The organism is Burkholderia sp. WP9, assembly GCF_900104795.1.
Classification (GTDB): Bacteria; Pseudomonadota; Gammaproteobacteria; order Burkholderiales; family Burkholderiaceae; genus Paraburkholderia.
Window position 1 is genome coordinate 328,584 of record NZ_FNTG01000001.1, and the last position, 23,156, is coordinate 351,739.

Here is a 23,156-nt window from a genome sequence, read left to right on the forward strand (position 1 = left end):
AATGGGGCGCGCGGGCAAGCGTGTCATGCGTGCTGAATGGGTTCAGCGCTTTATTCACCACGCGCTTCACCACGTGAGCGTGGCTTCCCATTGCGGGCGCGACGCCGCTGCTCGTTGCGCGCCCGCTCCAGGCCCATCGCCGGCGAATGCGGGCATCACGTCGCGTGCGAAGCGGCGCATCGATTCCATCGCCATGTCGTGCGGCATCGAACCGAACCAGAAACTTGCGCTGAAGTAGTCGCAACCGAGCCCGCCTCGAATGCGGCGCAACTGGCGGATACATTCGTCGGCGGTGCCGATCACAAGGAAATCGTTGCGCAGCACGTCATCGGAGGGTTCGTCGGGCAGGGGCTGCGCCGGCACCATGCCGTCCACCACGTCACCCATATCGTGACGCAGGCGCAGCGTCGCGCGTCCGTTCCAGCGGGCATGCTCGACGGCCTCGCGGGCCTGCGCTTCGTTTTGTGCGACGAACACCGGCCGCTGTGTGCCGATGCGTACTGTCGAGAGCCCGGTGGCGAGGTCCGGATAGTGGCGCCGTACGGCGGTCAGCTTCGAAATGGGTTCGAGCACGCCGGTGAAGAGGTTTGCGCGTCGCCGCACGGCCTGTTCGACCGACTCGCGCCGGCTTGAATTGACGACCAGCCACACCGGCATCGCGCGTTGCAGCGGTTGCGGCACGAGGCCGGTGCGGGGAATGCTGAAGTGTTCGCCGTGATGCGAGAACAGAGGTTCGCGTAGGGCCTGCAATAGCACGTCGATCGCTTCGTCGTCGCGGGCCGAGGTGGCGCCTTTGACAAGTTGGAAGCGCTCGTACTGGTAGCGCTGATAGCCGCTGCCGAGGCCGGCCTCGACGCGTCCGCCGCTCAGCACGTCGAGCGTGGCGAGTTCTTCCGCGATCACGAGCGGATGATGCAGCGGCACCGGCACGATCGCCGGGCCGAGACGCAGATGGCGGGTGCGCGCGGCGATATGGGACAGCAGCATCAGCGGCCGCGACGAGTGCGAATAGTTCGTGAAGTGATGTTCGGCAAGCCACAGGTGGCTGAAACCGAGCGTATCGGCGGCTTCGGCCATGGCGATCGCGCGCTGGTACAACTCGGCGGCGGGCTTTGGCTCGGGCGCGGGCAGCGTCATGAACAGACCAAATTGCATCATCGACTCCCATGTACAGCAGTCGGCCGGCGTCAGCGCTTGAGCAGCGCTACCGCGGTCCCATTCGACGCGGGGGTTACCGCGAGGCCTGATTCGCAGGCAGTGCAGCAGGCGCGTGGCCCCTCGCGCGGTAGAACATATACGTCGCACCGTACGGCACGAGCAGATGCGCGCCTTCGAGTTCGCACAACGGTTGGGGCGGCAAACCGCCCGAGGTGTCGATGCGCTGGATCGAACTGACGTCGGCGAAACGGCCTTCGCCGGGGCGTGGGGCGGCGACGAAGCGGGCCGTGTAGCGCACCCAGGTCAGCGCATTCGCACCAACCTGGCTTTCGGCGACGATATTGCCGATCACGTAGCTGCCGTCGTAGGAGAGGAAGTAACGGCCCGGCGCGACGGTGCCGACGCTCTTTCCTGCGGCGTCGACGAGAATTGCTTCGGAGCCCAGAGGATCCCAGGCCAGTTGCGTACCGTCGCGGGCGACGCCGGGCAGCGTGTCCGGCCGCGCGGTCACGCCGAAGGCGGGCGGGCTCGTCCTGATGCGCCGGCACACGTAGGTTTCGTCGCCGTGGGTGGTCATGACTTCCTGGAGTACTTCGTCCTGGCTGGCGCGCAATGCCGTGGGTAGGGATTCGTCGGAGGTCGGCGGCGGTTTGGGCGCCGTCGCGCAGCCGGTGAGGGCGAGCAGGCAGCAGGCCATGAGGCACAGCGTCGAGGGGCGCGGCGGCTGCACGGGGCGGGGCGAAAAACCGGTCATGGGAGCAAGGGGCGGGCGGGCAATATTGGCATCACACCTGATCCGGCGCGCTACTGCCTCGCTCGATACGAAAGACTGGATCGAAAACCGCACGCAGGTACGACGGGCACACATACTTGCCGGGCAGGACGGCAGGACGGCAGGACGGCAGGACGGCAGGACGGCAGGACGGCAGGACGGCAGGACGGCAGGACGGCAGGACGGCAGGACGGCAGGACGGCAGGACGGCAGGACGGCAGGACGGCAGGACGGCAGGACGGCAGGACGGCAGGACGGCGGGACGGCAGGACGGCAGGACGGCAGGACGGCAGCGGCAGCGGCAAGCGGCAAACGGCAAGCGGCAAGCGGCAAGCGGCAAGCGGCAAACGGCAAACGGCAAACGGCAAACGGCAAGGCGCCGGTGGTTCGCATGAGCATGCATTCATTCGCGCCTCAGTCGAACCGTGCCCGGGCCCGGCGGGATACTGGCCTCGCTTGCCGCAGCGCCCGCCATCTGGCGGGACAGCTTCTGCGCAACGCCCTCTGCGCACAACGGCCCGAGAGCCCACCCGAACCGGCGATGGAATTGAATCTTCCGAATCCTCCGCGTCCTGCTTCCGCTTCTTCGTCTGGCCCCGATCCGCGGCTATCCATGCTGGCCGTCGATAACGAGCGCGCCTATGTCTACCTGGCCATGATCCGCCGCTACATTGGCGGCTCGGCCGACCTCGATGATCCCGCGCATCGCGCGGCGGCTCGAGCGGCGCCGATCACCGCCGACGATTGCGCCGAGCGGCTCGCCGAGGCGGACCGTGTGTTCGCTGAATGGCTTGCGCCGCGCCGCTGCTCGGCTGCCGATATTGCCGGCATCGAGCCCTCACGCATGGCGCACGCGCTCAACCACATGCACCAGGAGTCGCGCCGTCTGACGATGTGCGATGACGTGCTGCTCGATAACGTCGTCGAGTTGGCGCGCGTGGTGATCGACGAACGCGTGCCCGGCGACTTCATCGAAACCGGCGTATGGCGCGGCGGCGTGACGATTCTGATGCGTGCCGCGCTGACCGCGTTCGGCGGCGTCGGCCGCGGCGTGTGGGTGGCCGATTCGTTCGCGGGCCTGCCCGCGCCGGACCCGGTCACCGACCTACGCGATGCGATCTGGCATCACCTGATGCGCGCGGTCGGCCTCCTGCGCAGCGATCTGGCGACCGTGCGCGAGGCTTTCGCGCGCGTGGGTCTGCTCGATCGCCGGGTGCGCTTTCTGCCCGGCTGGTTCGCCGACACCTTGCCGGATGCGCCGATCGAGCGCCTTGCGTTGATGCGGCTCGATGGCGACTGGTACGAGTCGACCCGTGTCGCGCTCGAGTCCTTGTATCCGCGTCTTTCACCGGGCGGCTTCGTGATCGTCGACGACTATGGTCTGCCGACCGGCTGCGCGCGCGCCGTCGACGAATACCGTAGCGCCCATCGCATCGATGCGCCGCTGATGCGTGTCAATGCTCAGGCGGTGTACTGGCGCAAGCCATGGTGAACATGATCGCGCATGACGAACTCAGCGCGCTTCTGGAAGCACAGCTCGGCGAACATTACGTGGCGCCGCCGCAAGTGACCACGGTGGATCTGATCGTCAGCGATCGTGCAGAGACCAGCCGCCGCTTCACCTTCGGTTGGCGAATCGAGTCGGCGCCAATCCCGCGTGGCGACACGCACGGCGCCGCAGCTCGCATCACGCTGAAGCGGGCCTTGCTGAGCGCAATGCTCGACGACCCCACCGGCTTCGATCCCCGCAGTGCCGCGGCCACGGCGCTCGGCGGTGTGCGGATCGATGGCGCCGAGCGGCTCGCCGCTTACTGGCTGCAACTGCTCAAGCGGCCCTCGGCGATGGGGCGCATGGCGCTCGAGCGAGCCCAACGGCGCGCACCCGCTGCGCTGGAGACGGTGCCGTCGCTGCGGGTGAGCGGCTGCAGCGGCACGAGCCTGCATGCGGCACTGGCGGACACGCTCGAGGCATCCATCCCGCTGGTGTTGCGCGGCATGGTGAGCTGGCCCGAAGTCGCGTGGACGCTGGACGATTGGCGCACCCAGGAGGGGGCGACGGTGCTGCGCGCGGACCCGTCGAGCGGCCTTGCGCAAACTGTCGCCGACTTTATCGACGGGTTCGTCGCGCAGCATGCTCCCGGCGCCGGCGCTGCGACCTACACGGAAGGCTGCCTGCTACCGCCCGCATGGGAAGCGCGCTTTTGCCTGCCGATGCTGCCGGCGCGCCTGTTCGGCGTCGGACAACTCTGGTTCGGGCGGGCCAGCGCCGCCGCACTGGTCACGCGGTTGCATTGCGATCTGGCGAATTCGTTTCTCGCGCAGCTCCACGGCCGCAAGCGCGTGCGGCTCTATGCGCCGGCTCAGGAACGCGCCGTCTACGCGGTCGATGCGTTCAACACGTATCGTCCGTGCCGCGTCGACGTGGCAGCCCCGGACCTGACGCGCTTCCCGCGCTTTGCCGATGCGCTCGGCGTGGATGTCATGCTCGAACCGGGTGACCTGCTGGTGATTCCGACCGGCTGGTTTCACTGCGTCTGGGCGCTGGATCATGTGCTGTCGATCAGCCGGTTTGCCGACGACGTAACCGCGGCAACGCTGCTTGACAGGACCCCTTCAACATCGATTGCATCGAATACGACGAGGACCGGATGATCGGCACAACCCCAGGCGACTCACCCCGCGCGCGCTTTTTTCCCTTCGTACGCAGCATGGCCGTGAGCGCGCTGCTCGCGTCGGCGGCGGCGCTTGGCCCGGTGTCCGCGCAGGCGCAGGCTTCTGCGGCCATGACGCAGGTCTGCACGACGCGCGCGAACAACGCGAAGCTGATCGCGCAGGACCGCGATGCCGGCGTCAGCAAGGAAGACGAGTTGCGCAAGGCGCAGCGCGTGGCGGCGGCGATGCCTATCGAACGGCAGTTGTACGCTCAGGCGGAATTGACCACCTTTATCGATCGTCTTTACGGGCAGTACGCCAAAACGCCGCCGCAACAGGCCTACGACAAGTACCTCGCCTACTGCGAAGGGCAGGCCGCGCGAGGCGCCGCGCAGGTTCAGTGATGCGTGGCGCGGGTTGCCGCGGCACCCGGGCGTGTTTGCCGGTGTGTCATCTGCTGCCGCGCACGCCTCTTCGCGAGGCCATGGCTTCGCATTTTCGGCCCGCTGTTCGCGTGGGCCGGAACCGGAGCCGACCGCCCAATTAGCATTAGACGACCCCGGACCGCCGCTGTGCTCCGCTTCATTTCCGCCTGACCGGCGGCGGTCTGTTTCTCCTTGCCGAGGATCCCATGACCGCTATCGCCAACGACACCGTCTCCAGTCTTGCCACGCCGAGCTTCGACGCTTCGTTTTCTACAGAAGATCAGTCCATCCAGCAGTTGGAGCAGCAAGTCGATGCGATGATCAATCAGGCGTTGCAGCAGAGTTCGTCGTCGGTGGGACAGAACGCGATGGCACAAAGTGCGTCGGGCACGCTCGCGAGCTACATGAACCAGAACGGCATCAAGTCGCTCGATCCAAACCAGCTTTATCAGCTGGCCAACAATCCGCCTGCGGGCACACCGCCCGAAGTGTCGTCTGCGGCGGCCTACATGTTGCAGAACCCGGATGTCTACAAGCAGATCGAAACGCACGACGTGTCCGGTGCGGACGGCATTTCCGGCGTAGGCAACTTCGAGTGGGCGGCGCAGGGCGGGCTCGACAGCGAGCCCGCGCCGGGCGCAACCGATACGATGAATTCGATCTCCACCCAAGGCGCCATGATGGGCGCACAAAGCGCGGCCGGTGCGCTCGCGAGCTACATGAGCCAGAACGGCATCTCATCGCTCGATCCGAACCAGCTTTATAAGCTGGCCAATAATCCGCCCGCCGGCACGCCGTCCGATGTGTCGGCCGCGGCTTCCTACATGCTGCAGAACCCGGATGTCTACAAGCAGATCGAGACACACGACGTGTCCGGCGCCGACGGTGTTTCCGGCGTGGGCAACTTCCAGTGGGCCGCGCAAGGCGGTCTCGACCAGACGGTTTCCGGCAGCAGTTCGTTCAACCTGCCCAACCTGAGCACGGACCTGGCGCTGAACTCGCCCAATCTGAATTTTCAGCAGACGCTGTCCGTCTGATCGCGCGAGGGTGCGGCGGCTCTCCGCTTGCAACTCGCCGAATCAATCCGGACAAGAGGGGCAACGTCAGCGCGCACTGCTCGCGAAATGCCTGTCCAGCTTGCCCGGACATCGCTGTTCCGTTTGGTGCGAACAGGCATGCCGCTCACTCGTGTGCGTGCTAACGCGCCGCGCCACGTCGGCGTGGCCGGCCGCTAGCCGTCCGGCCACGGCCGGCGTCGTCCGGCTCCGCAAACATCGTCATGCGCTGCAGGATCCAGTTGAGCAACTCATGGGCAGCCGCCACGAGCGGGCGGCCGGATTTGACGAGTAGTCGCGCCTTGATGCCGCGAAACAATGGATGGTCGATGGGTACGACGGCCAGGTCGCCCGCCGCGATCTCGCGATACGCAGCGAATTCTCCCACGAGCGTGATGAAGTTATCAGAAGCGACGATGCGCTTGAGCGCGGTCAGCGAATTCGTGGTGAGAGCAGGGCGAATCTCGATGTTCTCGGCAAACTCCAGCATCTTGGCCGCGTGGCCAATTCCGAAGTTGCCCGGCATCAACGCGAGGGGATAAGCGAGCAGGTCTTCGACGCTTGCCGGCGTGCCTCTCAGTGCCAGCGGATGCTCCGATCGAACCAGCAAGACGATGGGCTGCGAGGAACTGGCGCGATATTCAATCCGCGCATGGGGCGGCGGATTGTAAGCCAGCCCGATATGGGCGCGGCTCTCGGCCACTTCGGCCAACACGTCGTCGACCGGCAGCATATCCACGCCAATGTCCAGCTTGGGATAGTGCGCACAGAACGGGGCGATCACCTCGTCGATCAGCGCGTCGACATACCCTTCGCTGATAGCCAGTTGAACATGGCCTTGCTGAAGACCTTTCATGGCATGAAGCTGGTCCTCCAGTTTCTCCTGCTGCGACCGATACCCTCTCCAGAATTCGAGCAGATGCGCCGCCGCCTCGGTGGGCGTCACGCCGCGCGCCTGGCGCTCGAATAGCGTGGCGCCGAGTTCGTCCTCCAGCAGCTTGATCTGCCGCGTAATGACGGAGGGCGACGTGTTCAGGCTATCCGCCGCCCCGCGAATCGTGCCGTGAGTCAACACCTCATAAAAATAGCGCAGGCGCTGCTGATTGATTTCCCTCATGCCGGTCTCCCGTCGACGCTGTCGTTGCTCTGTAGGCAACGATACGTGAACTTAGTTGCTGTTGCTAGTCCGGCTCGGAGTTGCCACCATGCGCATACAGGATGAACTGAACAAGACGTTCGACATGGAGGCTGGCATGGCAACAATTCAACCCGCGGCGACCCGCTGGAACGACGTTCCCGCGCTCTATGCCAGGCTCAACTTCAGGCTGCTGCCGTTTCTTCTGCTTTGTTATCTGTTCGCTTATCTGGATCGGGTGAACGTGGGTTTCGCCAAGTTGCAGATGCAAAGCGACCTGGGCTTTTCCGATGCCGCTTACGGCGTTGGCGCCGGCATCTTCTTTCTGGGCTACGTGCTGTTCGAACTGCCGAGCAACCTGATGCTGCCGAAAATCGGCGCACGGAAAACCTTCTTCCGCATCCTCGTGCTGTGGGGCATTACCTCGGCATGCATGCTGTTTGTGCGCAACGTGCAGATGTTTTACGGAATGCGCTTTCTGCTCGGCATCTTCGAGGCGGGGTTTGCGCCGGGCATGATCTTTTATCTTTCGCGCTGGTACGGTCCCTCACGTATGGCCCGCGCAATCGCGATCGTGTTTCTCGCCGGCCCGATCGGCGGCATTGTGGGCGGCCCGCTCTCCGCGTGGCTGATGACGAGCCTCGCCGGCAAAGCGGGTCTCGCCGGCTGGCAGTGGATGTTCCTCGTGGAAGGTCTGCCGTGCATCGTGCTGGGCGTGCTCACGCTGTTCGTGCTGTCGGATCGGCCCGCCGAGGCCAACTGGCTGAACGATGACGAGAAGCGCCTGCTCGAATCCGAACTCGTAGCCGTGCCCGCTGGAGACCATTCGTTCAAGGCTGTTCTGCGCAGCCCGAGGATTTATCTGCTGGCTTGCGCGTACTTTTGCATCATCGCGTCGATCTACGCCATGAGTTTCTGGTTGCCGACCATCGTGAAGTCGCAAGGTGTCGACGATACGATCCGGCTCGGCTGGTATGCGGCGATTCCCTACGTCGGGGCCGCGTTCGGCATGTACCTGATCGGCCGCCGTTCGGATGCGCGTCGCGAACGGCGTTATCACAGCTCCGTGCCGGCGTTGCTCGCCGCCATCTTGCTTTCGTTGTCCGTCTTGACCGACGGCCATCTCGTCGCCACGCTCGTTCTGCTGACATGCGCCATAACCATGCTGTGGATGGCGTACACGGTGTTCTGGGCGATCCCGTCCGAATTTATCAAGGGCGACGCGGCCGCGGGTGGCATTGCCCTGATCAATACGATCGGCCTGTCTGGTGGATTCTGGGGACCCGCGATCATCGGCTGGGCCAAGACGGCGACCGGCAACCTCCATCTTGGACTCCTGATCGTCGCCGGTCTGGCGCTATGCGGCGCCGTGCTGCTCGTCGCGAACAGGTTGCCTTCAGAATAACGGGCGGGGCAGGTCCAGCTCCGGATAAGGATGCTCGTTGACGGTTATCCGCAGGTGTCGTCGATGAGCCGCAGTCAACCCTATTGCGCCGCGTTTCCTGCGGGTAGCGGCGAAAGCGAGAACTTCAAATGCTTTTGTACCAGTCAACATGGGTCGAAGTCGGGCAGTACCTCGAACGAAGCCGTTCGATCGTCGTGCCGATCGGCTCGAACGAGCAGCACGGTCCCACGGGTCTTTTGGGCACGGACTGGCTGTGCCCGGAAATCATCGCGCACGAAGCCGAGAAGAGCGCTGACATCCTGATTGCGCCGACCTTCAACATCGGTATGGCGCAGCATCACCTGGGCTTTCCGGGGACCATCTCGCTGCGGCCCTCGACTTTCATGGCCGCGATCGGCGACTGGACGCGCTCGCTCGCGGGTCACGGCTTCGAGAAGATCCTGTTTCTGAACGGCCATGGCGGCAACGTCGCGTCGATCGAAGCCGCTTTCTCCGAGATCTATGCTGAGGCCAGTTTCGCTAAACGCCGCGCGGGGTTCGCGCTGAAGCTGTGCAACTGGTGGGATCTGGAAGGCGTCGGCGAACTGGCGCGAGAGCAGTTTCCCGAAGGGCATGGCATCCATGCCACGCCCTCCGAAATCGCCATTACGCAATGGGCGCTTCCCGGGTCGATCAAGACGGCCAGCTACTCGCCAAAGATCGCACCATCGGGACCGATTCGCGAGGCGCTCGATTTCCGCGCGCGCTATTCCGATGGACGGATGGGCTCCGATCCGGGGCTCGCCTCGCCGGAAAAGGGCGGCGCGCTGGTCAAGCTCGCCGCACAAAGCCTGATCCGCGAGATGGATGCGTTCAGCCGCGAAAGCGTACCGGACTGACAGCTTGCGCTAATGAAGATCCTGATTGCCGGTTTTCAGCACGAAACCAATACGTTCGCGCCCACCCGCGCCGGCTGGGAAAATTTTCTGCAAGGCGAGGGCTTTCCCGCGCTCGCGCGCGGTGCCGGCGTACTGGATCTGCGTGGCGTCAACGTTCCGGTCGCCGGCTTCATCCGGTACGCCGAGGCCGCCGGACACGAGTTGGTCCCGGTGATCTGGGCAGGCGCGAGTGCGTCGGCCCATGTGACGCGAGACGCTTATGAACGGATCGCGGGCAGCATTTTGCTGGCCATCGAGACCGAGTCGTTCGACGCCATTTATCTCGACCTGCATGGCGCAATGGTCGCCGAGCACACCGACGACGGCGAAGGCGAACTGCTGGAGCGCATCCGGTTAGCCGTCGGTGCTCGCGTTCCGGTCGTCGTCACGCTGGATCTGCACGCGAACGTGACCCAGCGAATGCTGAACTACGCCGACGCCCTTGTCGCCTATCGGACCTATCCGCATGTCGACATGGCACAAACAGGGGAGCGCGCGGCGCGCATTCTCGACGATCTGTTGACCAATGGGCGACCGCTCAAGCGGGCGGCGCGGCGCATTCCGTTTCTGATTCCCATCAACGCGATGTGCACGCTCGTCGAACCCGCACGCGGCGTGTATGAACTCATGACCTCGCTCGAACGCGACACGATCGCTTCGCTATCCTTCGCACCGGGGTTCCCGGCGGCCGACTTTCCGGAGTGCGGGCCGATGATCTGGGGCTACGGATATGACGAAGCAGCGTTGACGGAGGCTATCGACACCTTGTTCGAACGCATCGCCGCGCACGAAGCGCTGTGGGCGGTTCGCTTCCTCACGCCGGACCAGGCGGTGATCGACGCCATGCAGCGCAGCCGCAGCGCACGGCGGCCCGTGATCATTGCCGATACACAGGAAAACCCGGGAGCAGGGGGCGATTCGAACACGATGTTCATGGCGCGCGCGCTGTTGCGCCACGGCGCGGCCGATGCCGCGCTCGGCATGATCTGGGACGCACCGGCGGCAGCTGCGGCCCATCGGGCAGGCGTGGGTGCGACGCTCGAACTCGCGTTGGGAGGCCGGTCGGGCGTGCCCGGAGACGAACCGCTGGCAGCAAGTTTTTACGTCGAACATGTTTCGGACGGACATTTCCGCTTTGACGGACCGATGATGAACGGAATGCCGGGCGATCTTGGGCCTGTGGCATGCCTTCGCATCGACGGAGTGAGGATAGCGGTGAGTTCGATCAAGACGCAGATGTTCGAGCGCAACCTGTATCGCGCCGCGGGCATTGAACCGGCGCAGATGAAGATTCTCGTCAACAAGAGTTCAGTGCACTTCCGCGCGGACTTTCAGGCGATTGCCGACACGATCCTCGTCGCCAAAGCACCTGGTCCCATGGCCGCCGATCCTTCCGATCTGCCGTGGCGGCGACTCGATCCGCGAATTCGTTTGAGTCCGAACGGGAAGTCGCTGGGCGAACTCGGCGCGATGGTGTTCGATTCGACCGCGTTGTAGTCATCGCATCAGCGTGGTTTCATTGCCCGAAGCCAGAGCATTTCATATTGATCACCCCACTATTTAAGGAGCATGTCATGGTCCAACAGGACGTTTACGCCAGACTCAAGGAACTCGGCATCGAGTTGCCGGTTGCCGGCGCACCCGCGGCCGCCTACGTGATGAGTGCGCAAATCGGCAATATGATTTTTCTGTCCGGCCATATCGCGAAGAAGGACGGCAAAGTGTGGGTAGGTAAGTTCGGCAGCAACCTGACAACGGAAGAAGGGCGCGTCGCCGCGCGGTCGATCGCCATCGATCTGCTTGCGACGCTGCACGCGCACGTGGGCGACCTTAATCGCGTGACGCGGATCGTCAAGCTGATGAGTCTTGTCAATTCAACGCCGGATTTTGTCGAGCAACATCTGGTGACGAACGGTGCGTCGGAATTGCTGGCGGAGGTATTTGGCGAGCGTGGCAAGCATGCGCGTTCGGCCTTCGGCGTGGCGCAGATTCCGTTGGGCGCGTGTGTGGAACTCGAGATGAACGTCGAGATAGGTTAACGACGTCGCTGGTCACAGTCGCGCCTGCGTAGTCCCGGCAGACCTCGGTAGTCGTCATAATCTCCGTGGCCCATGAAGACGCGATCGCGATGCGGTCAGAAGAAGGCGGCGCTGCATTCACCGTCAGTCTGCGCGCACCGCCGATCGCGATTCCCCACAAGTCGCGACTATTCCCGCCCCAGTGCGACAAACCGTTCGAGATGGTGATCTTCATCGCCGAGTTGATGATCGATCATCACGAGACGCTTCGCATAATGAGCGAGCGGCAGTTCCCACGTCATGCCGATTCCACCGTGCAACTGAATGCATTCCTCCGCCACGCGCGCGCCGATTCGCCCAATGCTGTACTTGGCCGCCGACACCGCGCGCTCCCGCTGCCGGCGTTCGGCGCCGAGCGCCGCGGCCGCGTTGATCACCGCCGAGCGCGCCTGTTCGATCTCGAGCAGGAGATCGGCCATGCGATGCTGCAGTGCCTGAAAGCTGCCGATCGGCACGCCGAACTGCTTGCGCGTGCGCAGATACTCTAGCGTGTAGTCTTTAGCGACATCCATCGCGCCGATCGCTTCGGAACACAAGGCCAGCACACCGCAGCCAACCGCGTACTCGAGCGTTGCAAAGCCCGCGCCCGCGGTGCCGAGCAATGCGTCGTCGTTGAGCGTGACGTTGTCGAAGGTCACTTCGGCCGCGCGCCCACCGTCGATCCTGGGATAGCCACGCACGCTAACGCCGGCCGCATCGCGCGGTACGAGAAAGAGCGTCACGCCGGCTTCGTCGTTATCATCACCGCTCGTGCGCGCCGAGACCAGAAAGAGCGAAGCATGCTCGCCGTGCTGCACGACCGCTTTCGCGCCGTTCAGCCGCCACGCGTCGCCGCTGCGCTGCGCGCGCGTCGTCACGCGGGCCAGTTCGTAGTGGCTGTCTGGCTCGCCGTGCGCGAGCGCAACGATTCGCGAGCCGTCGATCAAGTCACCGAGCACAGCCTTCTGCGCCTCGTCGCCGCTGCGCGCAACGGCGCGGCCGACAATCAGCGTATCCAGAAACGGTTCGACCACGAGGCCGCGGCCGAGGCTCTCGAACACCACGGCGATATCGAAACCGCCGCCGCCAAAACCGCCGTCCGCTTCATCGAACAATGCGCCGATCACGCCGAGTTCGGCAAAACGGCTCCACAAGTCGCGGCTATAGCCTTGCGCCGAACGCGCGATCCGGTCGCGCGCCTCAAAGCCGTATTGCTCGCTGACAAAACGATTGAGCGTGTCCGCCAGCATGCGGCGGTCTTCGGTGTGCTGGAAATTCATGACGTGCGCCCCTTACAGTCCCAGGATCATTTTGGAAATGATGTTCTTCTGGATTTCGTTCGAGCCGCCGAAGATCGACAGCTTGCGATTGTTGAAATACAGCGAGGCGGCGCTCGCGGCTTCGTCGGGGCCGACCGGCGTGCCTTCGAAACCGTCCTGCAAGGCTTCCTCGACGAACGGCTGCGCATACGGACCCATCGCGCGGCGCGTGAGCGAGGAGATTTCCTGGCGAATTTCGGTGCCGCGAATCTTCAGCATCGAGCTTTCGGCACCGGGCACGCCGCCGCCGGCCACCGCCGCGATCACGCGCAGGTTGGTGGTCTTCATGTTCTCCAGATCGATTTCGACTCGCGCCATGCGCGCGGCGAACGCGGGGTCTTCCGCGAGCGGCCGGCCGTTGCGCCGCTGTTTCGCGGCGATCTTGCGCAGCCGGTTGAAGGCGGCCACCGAGAAGCCGACGCCCGCGATATTGGTGCGTTCATATGTGAGCAGGTACTTGGCGTAAGTCCAGCCTTTGTTCTCTTCGCCGACCAGGTTTTCGACCGGCACGCGCACGTCGGTGAAAAACACTTCGTTGACTTCGTGCTCACCGTCAAGCGTGATGATCGGGCGCACTTCGACACCCGGCGTGTTCATGTCGATCAGCAGAAAACTGATGCCTTCCTGTTTGCGCACGTCGGTGGCGCTGCGCACGAGGCAGAAGATCATGTTCGCGTAGTGGCCGAGCGTGGTCCACGTTTTCTGGCCGTTGACGATGTAGTGCTCGCCTTGCGCATCCGTGCCGCGCACCGCGCTGGTTTTGACCGAGGCGAGATCGGAGCCGGCGCCCGGTTCCGAGTAGCCCTGGCACCACCAGTCCGAGCCGTCGAGAATGCGCGGCAGCCAATGGCGTTTTTGCGCTTCGCTGCCGTATTTGATCAGCACCGGGCCGAGCATGTTGACGCCGAACGGCACCACGCGCGGCGCGCCGGCCAGCGCGCATTCGTTTTCGAAGATGAATTTTTGCACCGGGTTCCAACCCGGGCCGCCGTACTCTTTGGGCCAGTGATTCGCGAGCCAGCCTTGCGCGTTGAGAATGGCGTGCCACGCCGCCATGTCATCGCGCGTGAGACGGCGGCCGCCGTGCACCTTGGCGGCGAGACGCTGCGGGAGTTTGTCGCGCAAGAAGGCTTGCACGTCGGCGCGGAAGGCTTCTTCCTCGGGAGTGAAGTTCAGATCCATGGCGGGTTGTTCCGAAGAGGGTTGGCCGACCGGCGTGGACAATGCAACGCCGGTCGATTCGTATCGATGATGCGCCGGCTCAGGCGGTCTGATTCAGGCTCGCGAAATCGGCGCCGCGTTCCACCAGTTCGATCAGCAGCGGCGAGGCTTTCCAGAACAGCGGGTCCTCCTTGGCGAACTCGCGGATGTCGGCGAGGATCTTCGGCAGGCCGACCGTATCCGCGTATTTCATCGGGCCGCCGCGATAGCGCGGAAAGCCGTAGCCATACAGGAAGGTCACATCGACATCCAGAGGCCGCAGCGCGATCCGCTCATGCACGACGTTGGCGCCTTCGTTGATCATTGCGGCCATATAGCGGCGGATGATTTCGTCGTCGGTAAAACTGCGCGGCGTGATGCCGGCGCGTGCGCGTTCGGCGTCGATAATCGCTTCGACTTCGGGATCAGGCGTGCCGCTGCGTGAACCTTCGGAATACAGATAAAAACCGCGTCCGGTTTTCTGGCCGAACCAGCCGCGCTCGCACAGGCGATCGGCGATCTGCACATAACGTGCTGCGGGATTGCGCGTAGCCGCGCGCCGCTTGCGTGCCGCCCACCCGATGTCGCCGCCCGCGAGATCCACCACCTGGAACGGTCCCATCGGAAAGCCGAACGCGCGCACGGCCGTATCGATCTGATAGGGCGAGGCGCCGTCTTCCATCATGGCGTCCGCGGCGCTGCGATACACGGCCAGCACCCGGTTGCCGATAAAGCCATCGCATACGCCGGCGCGCACCGGTGTCTTGCGCAACTTCCTGGCGAGTTCGAACGCGGTGGCGACCACGTCCGCGCTGACCTGTTTCGGCACCACCACTTCCAGCAGCTTCATGATGTTGGCGGGCGAGAAGAAGTGCAGGCCGATCACGTCGGCGGGGCGCGAAATGCTCGCGGCCAGGGCGTCGATGTCGAGATACGACGTGTTGGTCGCGAGCACGGCGCCTGCTTTGCACACGCGATCGAGTTCGGCGAACACGGCCTGTTTGACGGCGAGGTCTTCGAAGACGGCTTCGATCACGAGATCCGCGTCGGCGAGCGCATCGTACGACGTGCTGCCGCTCCAGCGCGTCATGACCGCAGCCTTCTTTTCCGCGCTCATGCGGCCTTTGCCGATCAGGCCGTCATAGACTTTTTCGATGTGCGCTCGGCCACGCGCAAGCGACGCGTCATCGCGTTCGATCATCGTCACCGGCAAGCCAGCGTCGAGCACCGCGACGGCGATGCCCGCGCCCATCGTGCCGCCGCCCACCACGCCGATCGTGTTCAGCGTGCGCGGTTTGGCCTCGCGCGTTTCGGGCGCCTTGAGCACTTCGCGCTCGGCAAAGAACGCGTGGATCAGGCCGGCACGTTGCGGGCTGTCGATGCATTCGAGGAACAGTTTGCGTTCGAGTCGCAGTCCTTCGTCGAAAGGCTGTTCGACGGCGGCTTCGACGGCGTCGACGATTTTCAGCGGTGAGAACAGGCCGCGCGATTTCTTCGCGGTTTCCGCGCGCGCCGCGGCAACCGCGGCGAGGCTCGCGGCACGGTCGCCGAGCGCCGCGGCGTCGCGCGTGCGGCGCACCGGCGCGTGGGCGGCGAGCAGCTCGTGCACATAGGCGAGCCCTTCGGCGAGGATGTCGTCGCTGCTGCCGAGGCGGTCGATCAGACCGAGCGCCAGCGCTTCCTTCGCGCTGGCGTGGCGGCCGCTCAGGATCAGATCGAGCGCGGCCTGGGCACCGATCAGGCGCGGCGTGCGCTGCGTGCCGCCCGCGCCCGGCAGCAGGCCGAGTTGCACCTCAGGCAGGCCGAGCTTTGCGCCCTCGACGGCAATCCGGTAATGCGCCGCGAGCGCCACTTCCAGACCGCCGCCGAGCGCCGCGCCATGAATCGCCGCGACCACCGGCTTCGTGCATGCCTCGATGCGGTTGCACACGTCCGGGAGCGTGGGCGGCACCGGCGGCTTGCCGAACTCGCGAATGTCCGCGCCGGCGATGAAATTGCGCCCCGCGCCGACGATCAACACGGCTTCCACGGCCTGATCGGCATCGGCGGCTTCGACGGCGGCGAGCAGGCCACGCCGCACGTCGGCTGACAGCGCGTTGACCGGCGCGTGGTCGATCGTCACGAGCAGCACCTTGCCGCGCAATTCGCGCGTCACAACGTCGGCCGAAGGGTTGAGGGTCATGATGTCGTCTCCTGACTGGTTATCGGTTGCACGCGGGAAAGCATGCCGGGTCTGGCGAATTCTCCGATTGTGGGGTGGTCAAGGTTTATTGACAATCACATGGACGGTTGACAGACTGTCAAGGTTATTTTGACAAAGGCGCCGTTATGGACGTCAATTCCCTGACCTTGCTGGTAGACATTCTGGACGCCGGCAATCTCAGCGAAGCCGCGCGCCGGCTGAAAATGAGCCGCGCGAACGTGAGCTATCACCTGAACCAGCTGGAACGTTCGGTCGGCCTGCAACTGGTGAGACGCACCACGCGCCGGGTCGAGCCGACCGAGATCGGCTTGCAGCTCTACGAACATGGCCGCACGATCCAGAATGCGCTGCTCGCCGCGCGCGAATCCGTCGCCACGCTCGGACAAAGTTTGCAGGGCCGCGTGCGGCTGAGCGTGCCGAGTGGTTACGGGCAACTCGTCATGTCGGAGTGGCTGATTGCGTTCAAGCGGCTTTATCCCGGCATCGTGCTCGACGTGATGTTCGAGAACCGCGTTGAAGACCTGATGCGCGACGAAGTCGATATCGCCGTGCGCGTGATGTCCGAGCCGCCGCAAAACCTGGTCGCGCGCGACATGGGGCCGGTCAGATACGTGGCGTGTGCGTCGCCGGCCTTTGCTGAAACGCATGGTATGCCGAAGCAACTCGACGATCTGCGCACGGCGCCGCTGATTACCGCGGCCGTGGTCGGCAGGCAGTTGCGCGTGGCCGCTTACTTGCGCGACGAGCGGCACGAAGTGCTGTTGGAGCCGACCCTCATCTCCGAGAACTTTCTGTTCCTGCGCGAGGCGGTGCTCGCCGGACTGGGCGTGGGCCTCGTGCCGGATTACGTGGTGCAGGACGACCTGCGCCGTGGCGAGATATTGACCGCGCTCGACGAATGGCGCTTGAGCATCTTCGGCACGCACATGTACATGCTGTATATGCCGAACCGGCATCACACGCGTGCGGCCGCGACGTTCATCGATTTCATCTTGCAGCAGGCGCATGGGGCGGGGAGAGGGTTGCCCGTGTCTTCGGCTACAGGGAGCGATGTGGCTGAATAATGCGCGAGGTCATAGAGAAACTGCGGATTTATCTTCAGCGGCGCACAGGTATGCTTAACGGAAGAGCGGCAATAGCGGTGCTCACCTGATAAAAACCGTGGCAACGGAGACCTGACATGAAATGGATCATCGGACTTGTAGCCGTGCTTGCACTCGCCGTGGCCTCGCTGATGATCTCACGCTTGCCCAGTGAAGACGCGATTCGCCTCGCCGGCTACGCGGCGACCGCCGCTTTTGCCGCGTTCGTCGGGTTTGTGCTGCGCTGGCGTGCCAACCGGGCGCAACAGCGGAACAAGCGAACCGGGTAACGCGCACTTCGTCGATTCGGCCGATTCGGCCGATGACTCGCTACATGCGCCGAACGCTCTCGCGCAATTCGTCGCCGAGAAAGTCGATAAACGTTCTCAGCTTGGCCGACAGGCGGTGCCGTTCCAGATAGATGGCGTGAATGTCCGCGTTCGGCAGCTTCCACTCGGCGAGGAGCGGCACCAGTTCGCCGCGCTGCAAATGACCGGCGACTTCCCACGCCGAGCGCACGGCGATGCCGCGGCCGTCGAGCGCCCACTTCAGGACCGCGCTGCCGTCGTTGCTGCTCAACGGCCCGTCCACCTTCACCGTCTCCGATTTCTTGCCGCGCGAGAAATGCCACGTGCCATACGCCGATTCGTTCTCGCGCAAGACGAGGCACGCATGGCGCGTGAGATCGTGCGGCATTGCCGGCACACCGTGGCGCTTCAGATAAACCGGTGCCGCGCACACGAGACGCTGGTTTTCCAGCAGCAAACGCGCATTGATGCGCGCATCCGGCACTTCGCCGAAGCGGATGCCGAGGTCGAAGCCTTCTTCCTGCAGGCTGACCGGTCTGTCGGACAGATGCAATTGAATCTTCATCGACGGGAAACGCTCGCTGAAACGCGAGATCGCCGGGGCGACGTGCGCGCGACCAAACCCGAACGACGCGTTCACTCGCAACAGCCCGGCCGGTTCGGCGCGGCTCTGGGTGACCAGTTGTTCGAGTTCGGCGAGGTCGTCGAGAATGCGCGAGCCGTTCGCCAGATAGATCTCGCCCTCCGCCGTCAGACTGACGCGCCGCGTGGTGCGGTTCACGAGCCGCACGCCGAGGCGCTGCTCGAGTTGCGCAAGGCGCTTGCTGATCGACGGCGGCGTGACGCCAAGCTCGCGGGCGGCCGCAGCCAGATTGCGGTGACGTGCGACCAGCGCGAACAGATTCAGGTCGGAAAAGCCGTCCATCGATTCGTTCCTAAAAGTTAATTCCGGATTGCCTTAAGAGAAACCCTATCGTTGTAGGCATCAATTAGACTTCATTCAAACATGGGAGGCAACGATGTTTGAAGATTTCACAGATGCTTCGGCGCAGATCGACGGAATCCGCATCAACGCGGTCCGCGGCGGCACGGGGCCGGCTTTGCTGCTGTTGCACGGGCATCCTCAGACTCACGCGATCTGGCACAAGGTCGCGTCGACGCTGGCGCGGCACTTCACGGTGATCGCCGCCGATTTGCGCGGTTATGGCGACAGCGGCAAACCGCAAGGCAGCCATGACCACGCGAATTATTCGAAGCGCAGGATGGCCGCCGATCAGGTCGCGCTGATGCGCGAGCAGGGTTTCAGCCGCTTCGCCGTGATCGGCCACGACCGTGGCGGGCGCGTCGCGGCTCGCATGGCGCTCGATCACCCGCGCACGGTGACGCGACTCGTGACACTCGATGTCGCGCCGACCCTTGCGATGTACGAACAAACCTCGTTCGACTTCGCGCGCGCTTACTGGCACTGGTTCTTTCTCGTGCGGCCCGCGCCGTTTCCCGAGACGCTGATTCGCGCGGACCCCGATCTCTACCTGAAGCAGACCATCGGCGCGCGCAGCGCCGGACTTGCGCCGTTTACGGATGCGGCCTACGCCGAGTATCTGCGCTGCCTGAGCGACCCCGCCACCGCGCACGGTATCTGCGAGGACTACCGCGCGAGCATCACAATCGACCTCGAACATGACCGCGCATCGCTTGCTGAAGGGCAAAAGATCGAATGCGATCTGCTGGCGTTGTGGGGCGCCCATGGCGTGATCGAACAATGCTTCGAGCCGCTCGCCGAATGGCGGCAATGGTCCGCTCACGTAAGCGGCGCAGCACTGCCTTGCGGTCACTACATTCCCGAGGAGGCGCCCGAGTTGCTGCTCGAACGCGTTCTTCCGTTCCTGCAAGCCTAGCCGTTCGAGCATTCATCATGTCAAACCGAACCCTTTACCAGAAGCTGGTCGACTCGCATGTCGTGACGCGTGTCGACGAACAGAACGTGCTGCTCTACGTCGATCTGCATCTGATGAACGAGTACACGAGCCCGCAGGCCTTCAGCGCGCTGGCCGAGAAAGCGCGGCGCGTACGCCGGCCGAAGCAGCAGCTTGCGGTGGTCAGCCACATCATTCCGACGCATGCTGAATCGCCCCGCGTGATCCGCGATGCCGCGTCGTCGCTGCTGGCGAACAACCTGGCGCGCAACTGCGCGGAGGCCGGCATCGCGTTGCACGCGGCGAACGATCCGCTGCAAGGTATCGAACATATCGTCGCGCCCGAGCGCGGGCTGGTCAGGCCGGGCATGGTCGTGCTGTGCGGCGACAGCCACACCACCACGTATGGCGCGCTCGGCGCGTTGGGTTTCGGCATCGGCACGTCGGAGGTCGAGCATGTGCTCGCCACCCAGACGCTGGTCTATCGCATCGCGCAGACCATGCGTATCACGATCGACGGCGTGTTGCCGTACGGCACTTCGTCGAAAGACCTGATTCTGTGGATCATCAGCCGCATCGGCGCACAGGGCGCGCGCGGCTATGCGGTGGAGTTCGCCGGCTCGACGACTGCGTCACTGTCGGCGGAAGCGCGCATGACGTTGTGCAACATGACAGTCGAAGCAGGCGCGCGTGCCGCGCTGATCGCACCCGACGCCACCACGTTCGACTATGTGCGGACCCATGCGACCTCGCTCGACGAGGCCGCATGGCGTGCCGCATTGGACGACTGGCGCGAACTGAAAACGGATCCCGGCGCGCACTTCGATATCGAACATCGATTCGACGCGCACGAGGTGGCGCCGTTCGTCACATGGGGCACGAGTCCCGACCAGTCCATTGCCGTCGACGAACGGATTCCCACCGCGTCCGCGCAGGCAACACCGGAAGCCGCCGCCGCGTTGCGCCGCGCGCTCGACTATGTCGGTCTCGATGCGGATCAGCCGATCGCGGGCACGCCGATCGATCGCGTGTTCATCGGTTCATGCACCAATGGACGCATCGAAGACCTGCGCGTCGTCGCATCGATCGCAGCAGGGCGGCACGTCGCGCAGGGCGTGCGAGCGATGGTCGTGCCCGGTTCGGGCAGCGTGCGCCGCCAGGCGGAAGCCGAAGGCATCGCGGCCACCTTGCGCCAGGCCGGTTTCGAGTGGCGCGAGCCGGGCTGCTCGATGTGTCTTGCGATGAACGACGATTTTCTGGCGCCCGGCGAACGCTGTGCGTCCACCACCAACCGCAACTTCGAAGGTCGCCAGGGCCGTGGCGGCCGCACTCACCTGATGAGTCCGGCAATGGCCGCGGCGGCCGCCCTGACCGGGCGCATCACCGACGTTCGCACACTGGAGACGCAGCCATGATGACCCGACTCGCTGAAATCCATGGGAGCGCCGTGCCGTTGCCGATCGAAAACCTCGATACCGACCAGATCATGCCGAAGCAGTTTCTGCGCATCATCGACAAGGCCGGGCTCAAGGACGGCCTGCTCTACGATCTACGTTTCGACGCGCAAGGCGAGCCGCGTGCCGATTGCGTGCTGAACCGGCCTCAGTATCGCCACGCGCGGATTCTGATCGGTGGCTCGAACTTCGGCTGCGGATCGAGCCGCGAGCACGCAGTGTGGGGGCTTCAGCAAGCCGGTTTCGAAGCGGTCATCGCGCCCAGCTTCGCGGAGATTTTCTATTCGAACGCGATGAACAACCGCTTGCTGCTCGTTCAACTGGAACGCGACGCGATCGACCTCCTGCTTCATGACGCGGCCACGCAACCCGCAGCGGCATTACATATCGATATCGCACGACAAACGGTGACGTCCGCCGCGGGGCGCGTGTTCGCGTTCCCGCTCGGCGCCCGTCATAAACGGATGGTGATGGAAGGCATGGACACCATCGATCTCACGCTCGCTTCATTGCATGACATCGAGGCATTCGAGCGGGATCACTTCGCACGGCATAGCTGGGCCGCCGTGTTGTAACGCCATGGCGGCATCTTCGCCGCCGATCAATCGAACCGCGCGTGACGGATTCCCCGCCAGAAGGGAAGGGACGCGCTTTGCCCGCAATAACGGAGGAGACATGAAACGCAAGCCGTTCTACAAGGTGCTGTATGTGCAGGTGATCGTGGCGATCGTCATCGGCGTGGCGTTCGGGCACTTTCTGCCCACGGACGCCGTGGCGATGAAGCCGCTCGGCGACGCCTTCATCAAACTCGTGCGGATGATCATCGGCCCGGTGATTTTCTGCACGGTCGTGACCGGGATTGCCAGCATGCACGACATGCGCAAGGTCGGGCGCGTCGGCGGCAAAGCCCTGCTGTATTTCGAAGTGGTGTCGACATTCGCGCTGGCGATCGGATTGCTCGCCGCGCATGTGCTGAAACCGGGCGTCGGCTTCAATGTCGATCCCGCCACGCTCGATGCCGGCGCGATCGCGGGTTACGCCGCACAAGCCGCGCATGGTGATGGGCTCGCGGGCTTTTTCATGCACATCATTCCCGAGACGTTTGCCGGCGCTTTCACGCAGGGCGACATCCTGCCCGTGCTGCTGATCGCGATGCTGTTCGGCACCGCGCTCGCGGTGATGGGCGAACCCGCCAAACCGCTGATCGGCCTGATCGAATTGCTGTCGAAAACGTTCTTTCGTATCGTGCGCATGATTACCAGCCTCGCTCCAATCGGGGCGTTCGGCGCGATCGCGTTCACGATCGGCAAGTACGGCATCGTCTCTTTGCTGCCGATGCTGAAACTGATCGGCACGTTCTATCTGACCGCGTTTCTGTTCGTCTCGTGTGGTCTCGGCCTGATTGCCCGCGCATGCGGGTTCAGCTTGTGGCGCTTTGTCGTGTACATCAAGGACGAGTTGCTGATCGTGCTCGGCACGTCCACGTCCGAAGCGGCGTTGCCGCAACTGATGAACAAGCTCGAACGGCTCGGCTGCTCGCGCGGGATTGTCGGACTCGTGGTGCCGACCGGCTACTCGTTCAATCTCGACGGCACCAATATCTATATGACACTTGCGGTGCTGTTTCTCGCGCAGGCCACCAACACCCATTTGACGATCACTCAGGAAATCACGCTGCTGGCCGTGACGATGCTGACCTCCAAAGGGTCGACGGGCGTCACGGGGGCGGGTTTCATCACGCTGGCCGCGAGTCTTTCGGTGGTGCCGACCGTGCCGGTGACGGCCATGGTGTTGATACTCGGCATCGACCGCTTCATGTCCGAGTGCCGGGCGCTGACGAATACGATGGGTAACGGCGTGGCGTCGATCGTGATCGCGGCGTGGGAAAAGGAACTGGATCGCGACAGGCTCAGGGCGGCGTTGGCACGGCCGGCGAGCGCGGGCTCGGTGAGTGAGGCGAGTGCGACGGAAGGAGGTGCGATGGCCGCTGCCGTGCGGGAAGGGGACGCGCGCCGCTCGATATGATCATGCAGCTGCCGCCCGTGACAAACCATGAGTTCGATTCACGGCAGCCACGGCAACGCCTCACTTGAGCCGC

Annotated in this window: 20 protein-coding genes and 1 pseudogene; 14 read left to right on the forward strand and 7 right to left on the reverse strand. The window is 64.2% G+C overall.

Going from position 1 to position 23,156, the window contains the following annotated elements:
* Positions 1-66: 66 nt before the first annotated feature.
* Positions 67-1,158 carry an LLM class flavin-dependent oxidoreductase gene (locus BLW71_RS01435; protein WP_091792716.1) on the reverse strand — a complete coding sequence of 364 codons (1,092 nt, stop codon included), beginning with the start codon at positions 1,156-1,158 and terminating at the stop codon, positions 67-69.
* 73 nt (positions 1,159-1,231) lie between these two features.
* Positions 1,232-1,912, reverse strand: coding sequence for a DUF3455 domain-containing protein (locus tag BLW71_RS01440; RefSeq protein WP_091800229.1), 681 nt, complete (start codon positions 1,910-1,912; stop codon positions 1,232-1,234).
* A gap of 559 nt (positions 1,913-2,471) precedes the next feature.
* Between BLW71_RS01440 and BLW71_RS01455 the strand changes: the two genes are divergently transcribed.
* The 4 genes and pseudogenes from BLW71_RS01455 to BLW71_RS01470 form a co-directional block, all read left to right on the forward strand.
* The gene (locus BLW71_RS01455; RefSeq protein WP_218157108.1) at positions 2,472-3,422 is read left to right on the forward strand and encodes a TylF/MycF/NovP-related O-methyltransferase; all 951 of its coding nucleotides are present in this window, start codon (positions 2,472-2,474) and stop codon (positions 3,420-3,422) included.
* Complete coding sequence (locus BLW71_RS01460) at positions 3,416-4,582, forward strand: cupin-like domain-containing protein (protein ID WP_091792717.1); 1,167 nt, start codon at positions 3,416-3,418, stop codon at positions 4,580-4,582. The genes BLW71_RS01455 and BLW71_RS01460 overlap by 7 nt, the downstream gene beginning before the upstream one ends.
* Positions 4,579-4,986 (forward strand): hypothetical protein, encoded by a 408-nt coding sequence (locus BLW71_RS01465; protein ID WP_091792718.1) that lies wholly within the window; start codon positions 4,579-4,581, stop codon positions 4,984-4,986. The genes BLW71_RS01460 and BLW71_RS01465 overlap by 4 nt, the downstream gene beginning before the upstream one ends.
* Before the next feature lie 338 nt (positions 4,987-5,324).
* Positions 5,325-5,963 (forward strand): annotated as a pseudogene (locus BLW71_RS01470) (hypothetical protein); the annotation flags it as partial.
* A 241-nt stretch (positions 5,964-6,204) separates the two neighbouring features.
* Here BLW71_RS01470 and BLW71_RS01475 read toward each other — a convergent pair.
* The gene (locus BLW71_RS01475) at positions 6,205-7,179 is read right to left on the reverse strand and encodes a LysR family transcriptional regulator (protein ID WP_091792720.1); all 975 of its coding nucleotides are present in this window, start codon (positions 7,177-7,179) and stop codon (positions 6,205-6,207) included.
* A 136-nt stretch (positions 7,180-7,315) separates the two neighbouring features.
* Between BLW71_RS01475 and BLW71_RS01480 the strand changes: the two genes are divergently transcribed.
* The 4 genes from BLW71_RS01480 (at position 7,316) to BLW71_RS01495 (ending at position 11,558) form a co-directional block, all read left to right on the forward strand.
* Positions 7,316-8,602, forward strand: coding sequence for an MFS transporter (locus tag BLW71_RS01480; RefSeq protein ID WP_091800235.1), 1,287 nt, complete (start codon positions 7,316-7,318; stop codon positions 8,600-8,602).
* 128 nt (positions 8,603-8,730) lie between these two features.
* On the forward strand, positions 8,731-9,480 hold the full coding sequence (locus BLW71_RS01485; protein WP_091792721.1) for a creatininase family protein: 750 nt from the start codon (positions 8,731-8,733) through the stop codon (positions 9,478-9,480).
* 12 nt (positions 9,481-9,492) lie between these two features.
* Positions 9,493-11,016 carry a M81 family metallopeptidase gene (locus tag BLW71_RS01490; RefSeq protein WP_091792722.1) on the forward strand — a complete coding sequence of 508 codons (1,524 nt, stop codon included), beginning with the start codon at positions 9,493-9,495 and terminating at the stop codon, positions 11,014-11,016.
* 77 nt (positions 11,017-11,093) lie between these two features.
* On the forward strand, positions 11,094-11,558 hold the full coding sequence (locus tag BLW71_RS01495; protein WP_091792723.1) for a RidA family protein: 465 nt from the start codon (positions 11,094-11,096) through the stop codon (positions 11,556-11,558).
* 167 nt (positions 11,559-11,725) lie between these two features.
* Here the strand turns inward: BLW71_RS01495 and BLW71_RS01500 are convergent, their stop codons facing one another.
* The 3 genes from BLW71_RS01500 to BLW71_RS01510 all read right to left on the reverse strand — a co-directional run bounded on the left by BLW71_RS01500 (position 11,726) and on the right by BLW71_RS01510 (position 16,277).
* Positions 11,726-12,856 (reverse strand): acyl-CoA dehydrogenase family protein, encoded by a 1,131-nt coding sequence (locus BLW71_RS01500; protein WP_091792724.1) that lies wholly within the window; start codon positions 12,854-12,856, stop codon positions 11,726-11,728.
* Between the two features lie 12 nt (positions 12,857-12,868).
* Positions 12,869-14,077: an acyl-CoA dehydrogenase family protein gene (locus BLW71_RS01505; protein WP_091792725.1), complete on the reverse strand. Its 1,209-nt coding sequence runs from the start codon at positions 14,075-14,077 to the stop codon at positions 12,869-12,871.
* A 79-nt stretch (positions 14,078-14,156) separates the two neighbouring features.
* Complete coding sequence (locus tag BLW71_RS01510; protein ID WP_091792726.1) at positions 14,157-16,277, reverse strand: 3-hydroxyacyl-CoA dehydrogenase NAD-binding domain-containing protein; 2,121 nt, start codon at positions 16,275-16,277, stop codon at positions 14,157-14,159.
* 146 nt (positions 16,278-16,423) lie between these two features.
* On the opposite strand from BLW71_RS01510, the gene BLW71_RS01515 reads away from it, so the two are divergent.
* Positions 16,424-17,362, forward strand: a complete 939-nt coding sequence (locus BLW71_RS01515) for a LysR family transcriptional regulator (RefSeq protein WP_091792727.1) — start codon at positions 16,424-16,426, stop codon at positions 17,360-17,362.
* Positions 17,363-17,478: 116 nt separating this feature from the next.
* Positions 17,479-17,670 carry a hypothetical protein gene (locus BLW71_RS01520; RefSeq protein WP_091792728.1) on the forward strand — a complete coding sequence of 64 codons (192 nt, stop codon included), beginning with the start codon at positions 17,479-17,481 and terminating at the stop codon, positions 17,668-17,670.
* A gap of 40 nt (positions 17,671-17,710) precedes the next feature.
* Here the strand turns inward: BLW71_RS01520 and BLW71_RS01525 are convergent, their stop codons facing one another.
* Positions 17,711-18,613, reverse strand: a complete 903-nt coding sequence (locus BLW71_RS01525; RefSeq protein WP_091792729.1) for a LysR family transcriptional regulator — start codon at positions 18,611-18,613, stop codon at positions 17,711-17,713.
* A 94-nt stretch (positions 18,614-18,707) separates the two neighbouring features.
* Here BLW71_RS01525 and BLW71_RS01530 point away from each other — a divergent pair, with 94 nt between their 5' ends.
* The 4 genes from BLW71_RS01530 to BLW71_RS01545 all read left to right on the forward strand — a co-directional run bounded on the left by BLW71_RS01530 (position 18,708) and on the right by BLW71_RS01545 (position 23,083).
* Positions 18,708-19,586, forward strand: a complete 879-nt coding sequence (locus BLW71_RS01530) for an alpha/beta fold hydrolase (protein ID WP_091792730.1) — start codon at positions 18,708-18,710, stop codon at positions 19,584-19,586.
* A 17-nt stretch (positions 19,587-19,603) separates the two neighbouring features.
* The gene (gene leuC, locus BLW71_RS01535) at positions 19,604-21,019 is read left to right on the forward strand and encodes a 3-isopropylmalate dehydratase large subunit (RefSeq protein WP_091792731.1); all 1,416 of its coding nucleotides are present in this window, start codon (positions 19,604-19,606) and stop codon (positions 21,017-21,019) included.
* The gene (leuD, locus tag BLW71_RS01540; RefSeq protein ID WP_091800238.1) at positions 21,019-21,633 is read left to right on the forward strand and encodes a 3-isopropylmalate dehydratase small subunit; all 615 of its coding nucleotides are present in this window, start codon (positions 21,019-21,021) and stop codon (positions 21,631-21,633) included. Before leuC ends, leuD begins: the two co-directional genes overlap by 1 nt.
* Before the next feature lie 100 nt (positions 21,634-21,733).
* Positions 21,734-23,083 carry a dicarboxylate/amino acid:cation symporter gene (locus BLW71_RS01545; RefSeq protein ID WP_091792732.1) on the forward strand — a complete coding sequence of 450 codons (1,350 nt, stop codon included), beginning with the start codon at positions 21,734-21,736 and terminating at the stop codon, positions 23,081-23,083.
* The last annotated feature ends 73 nt before the right edge of the window (positions 23,084-23,156 follow it).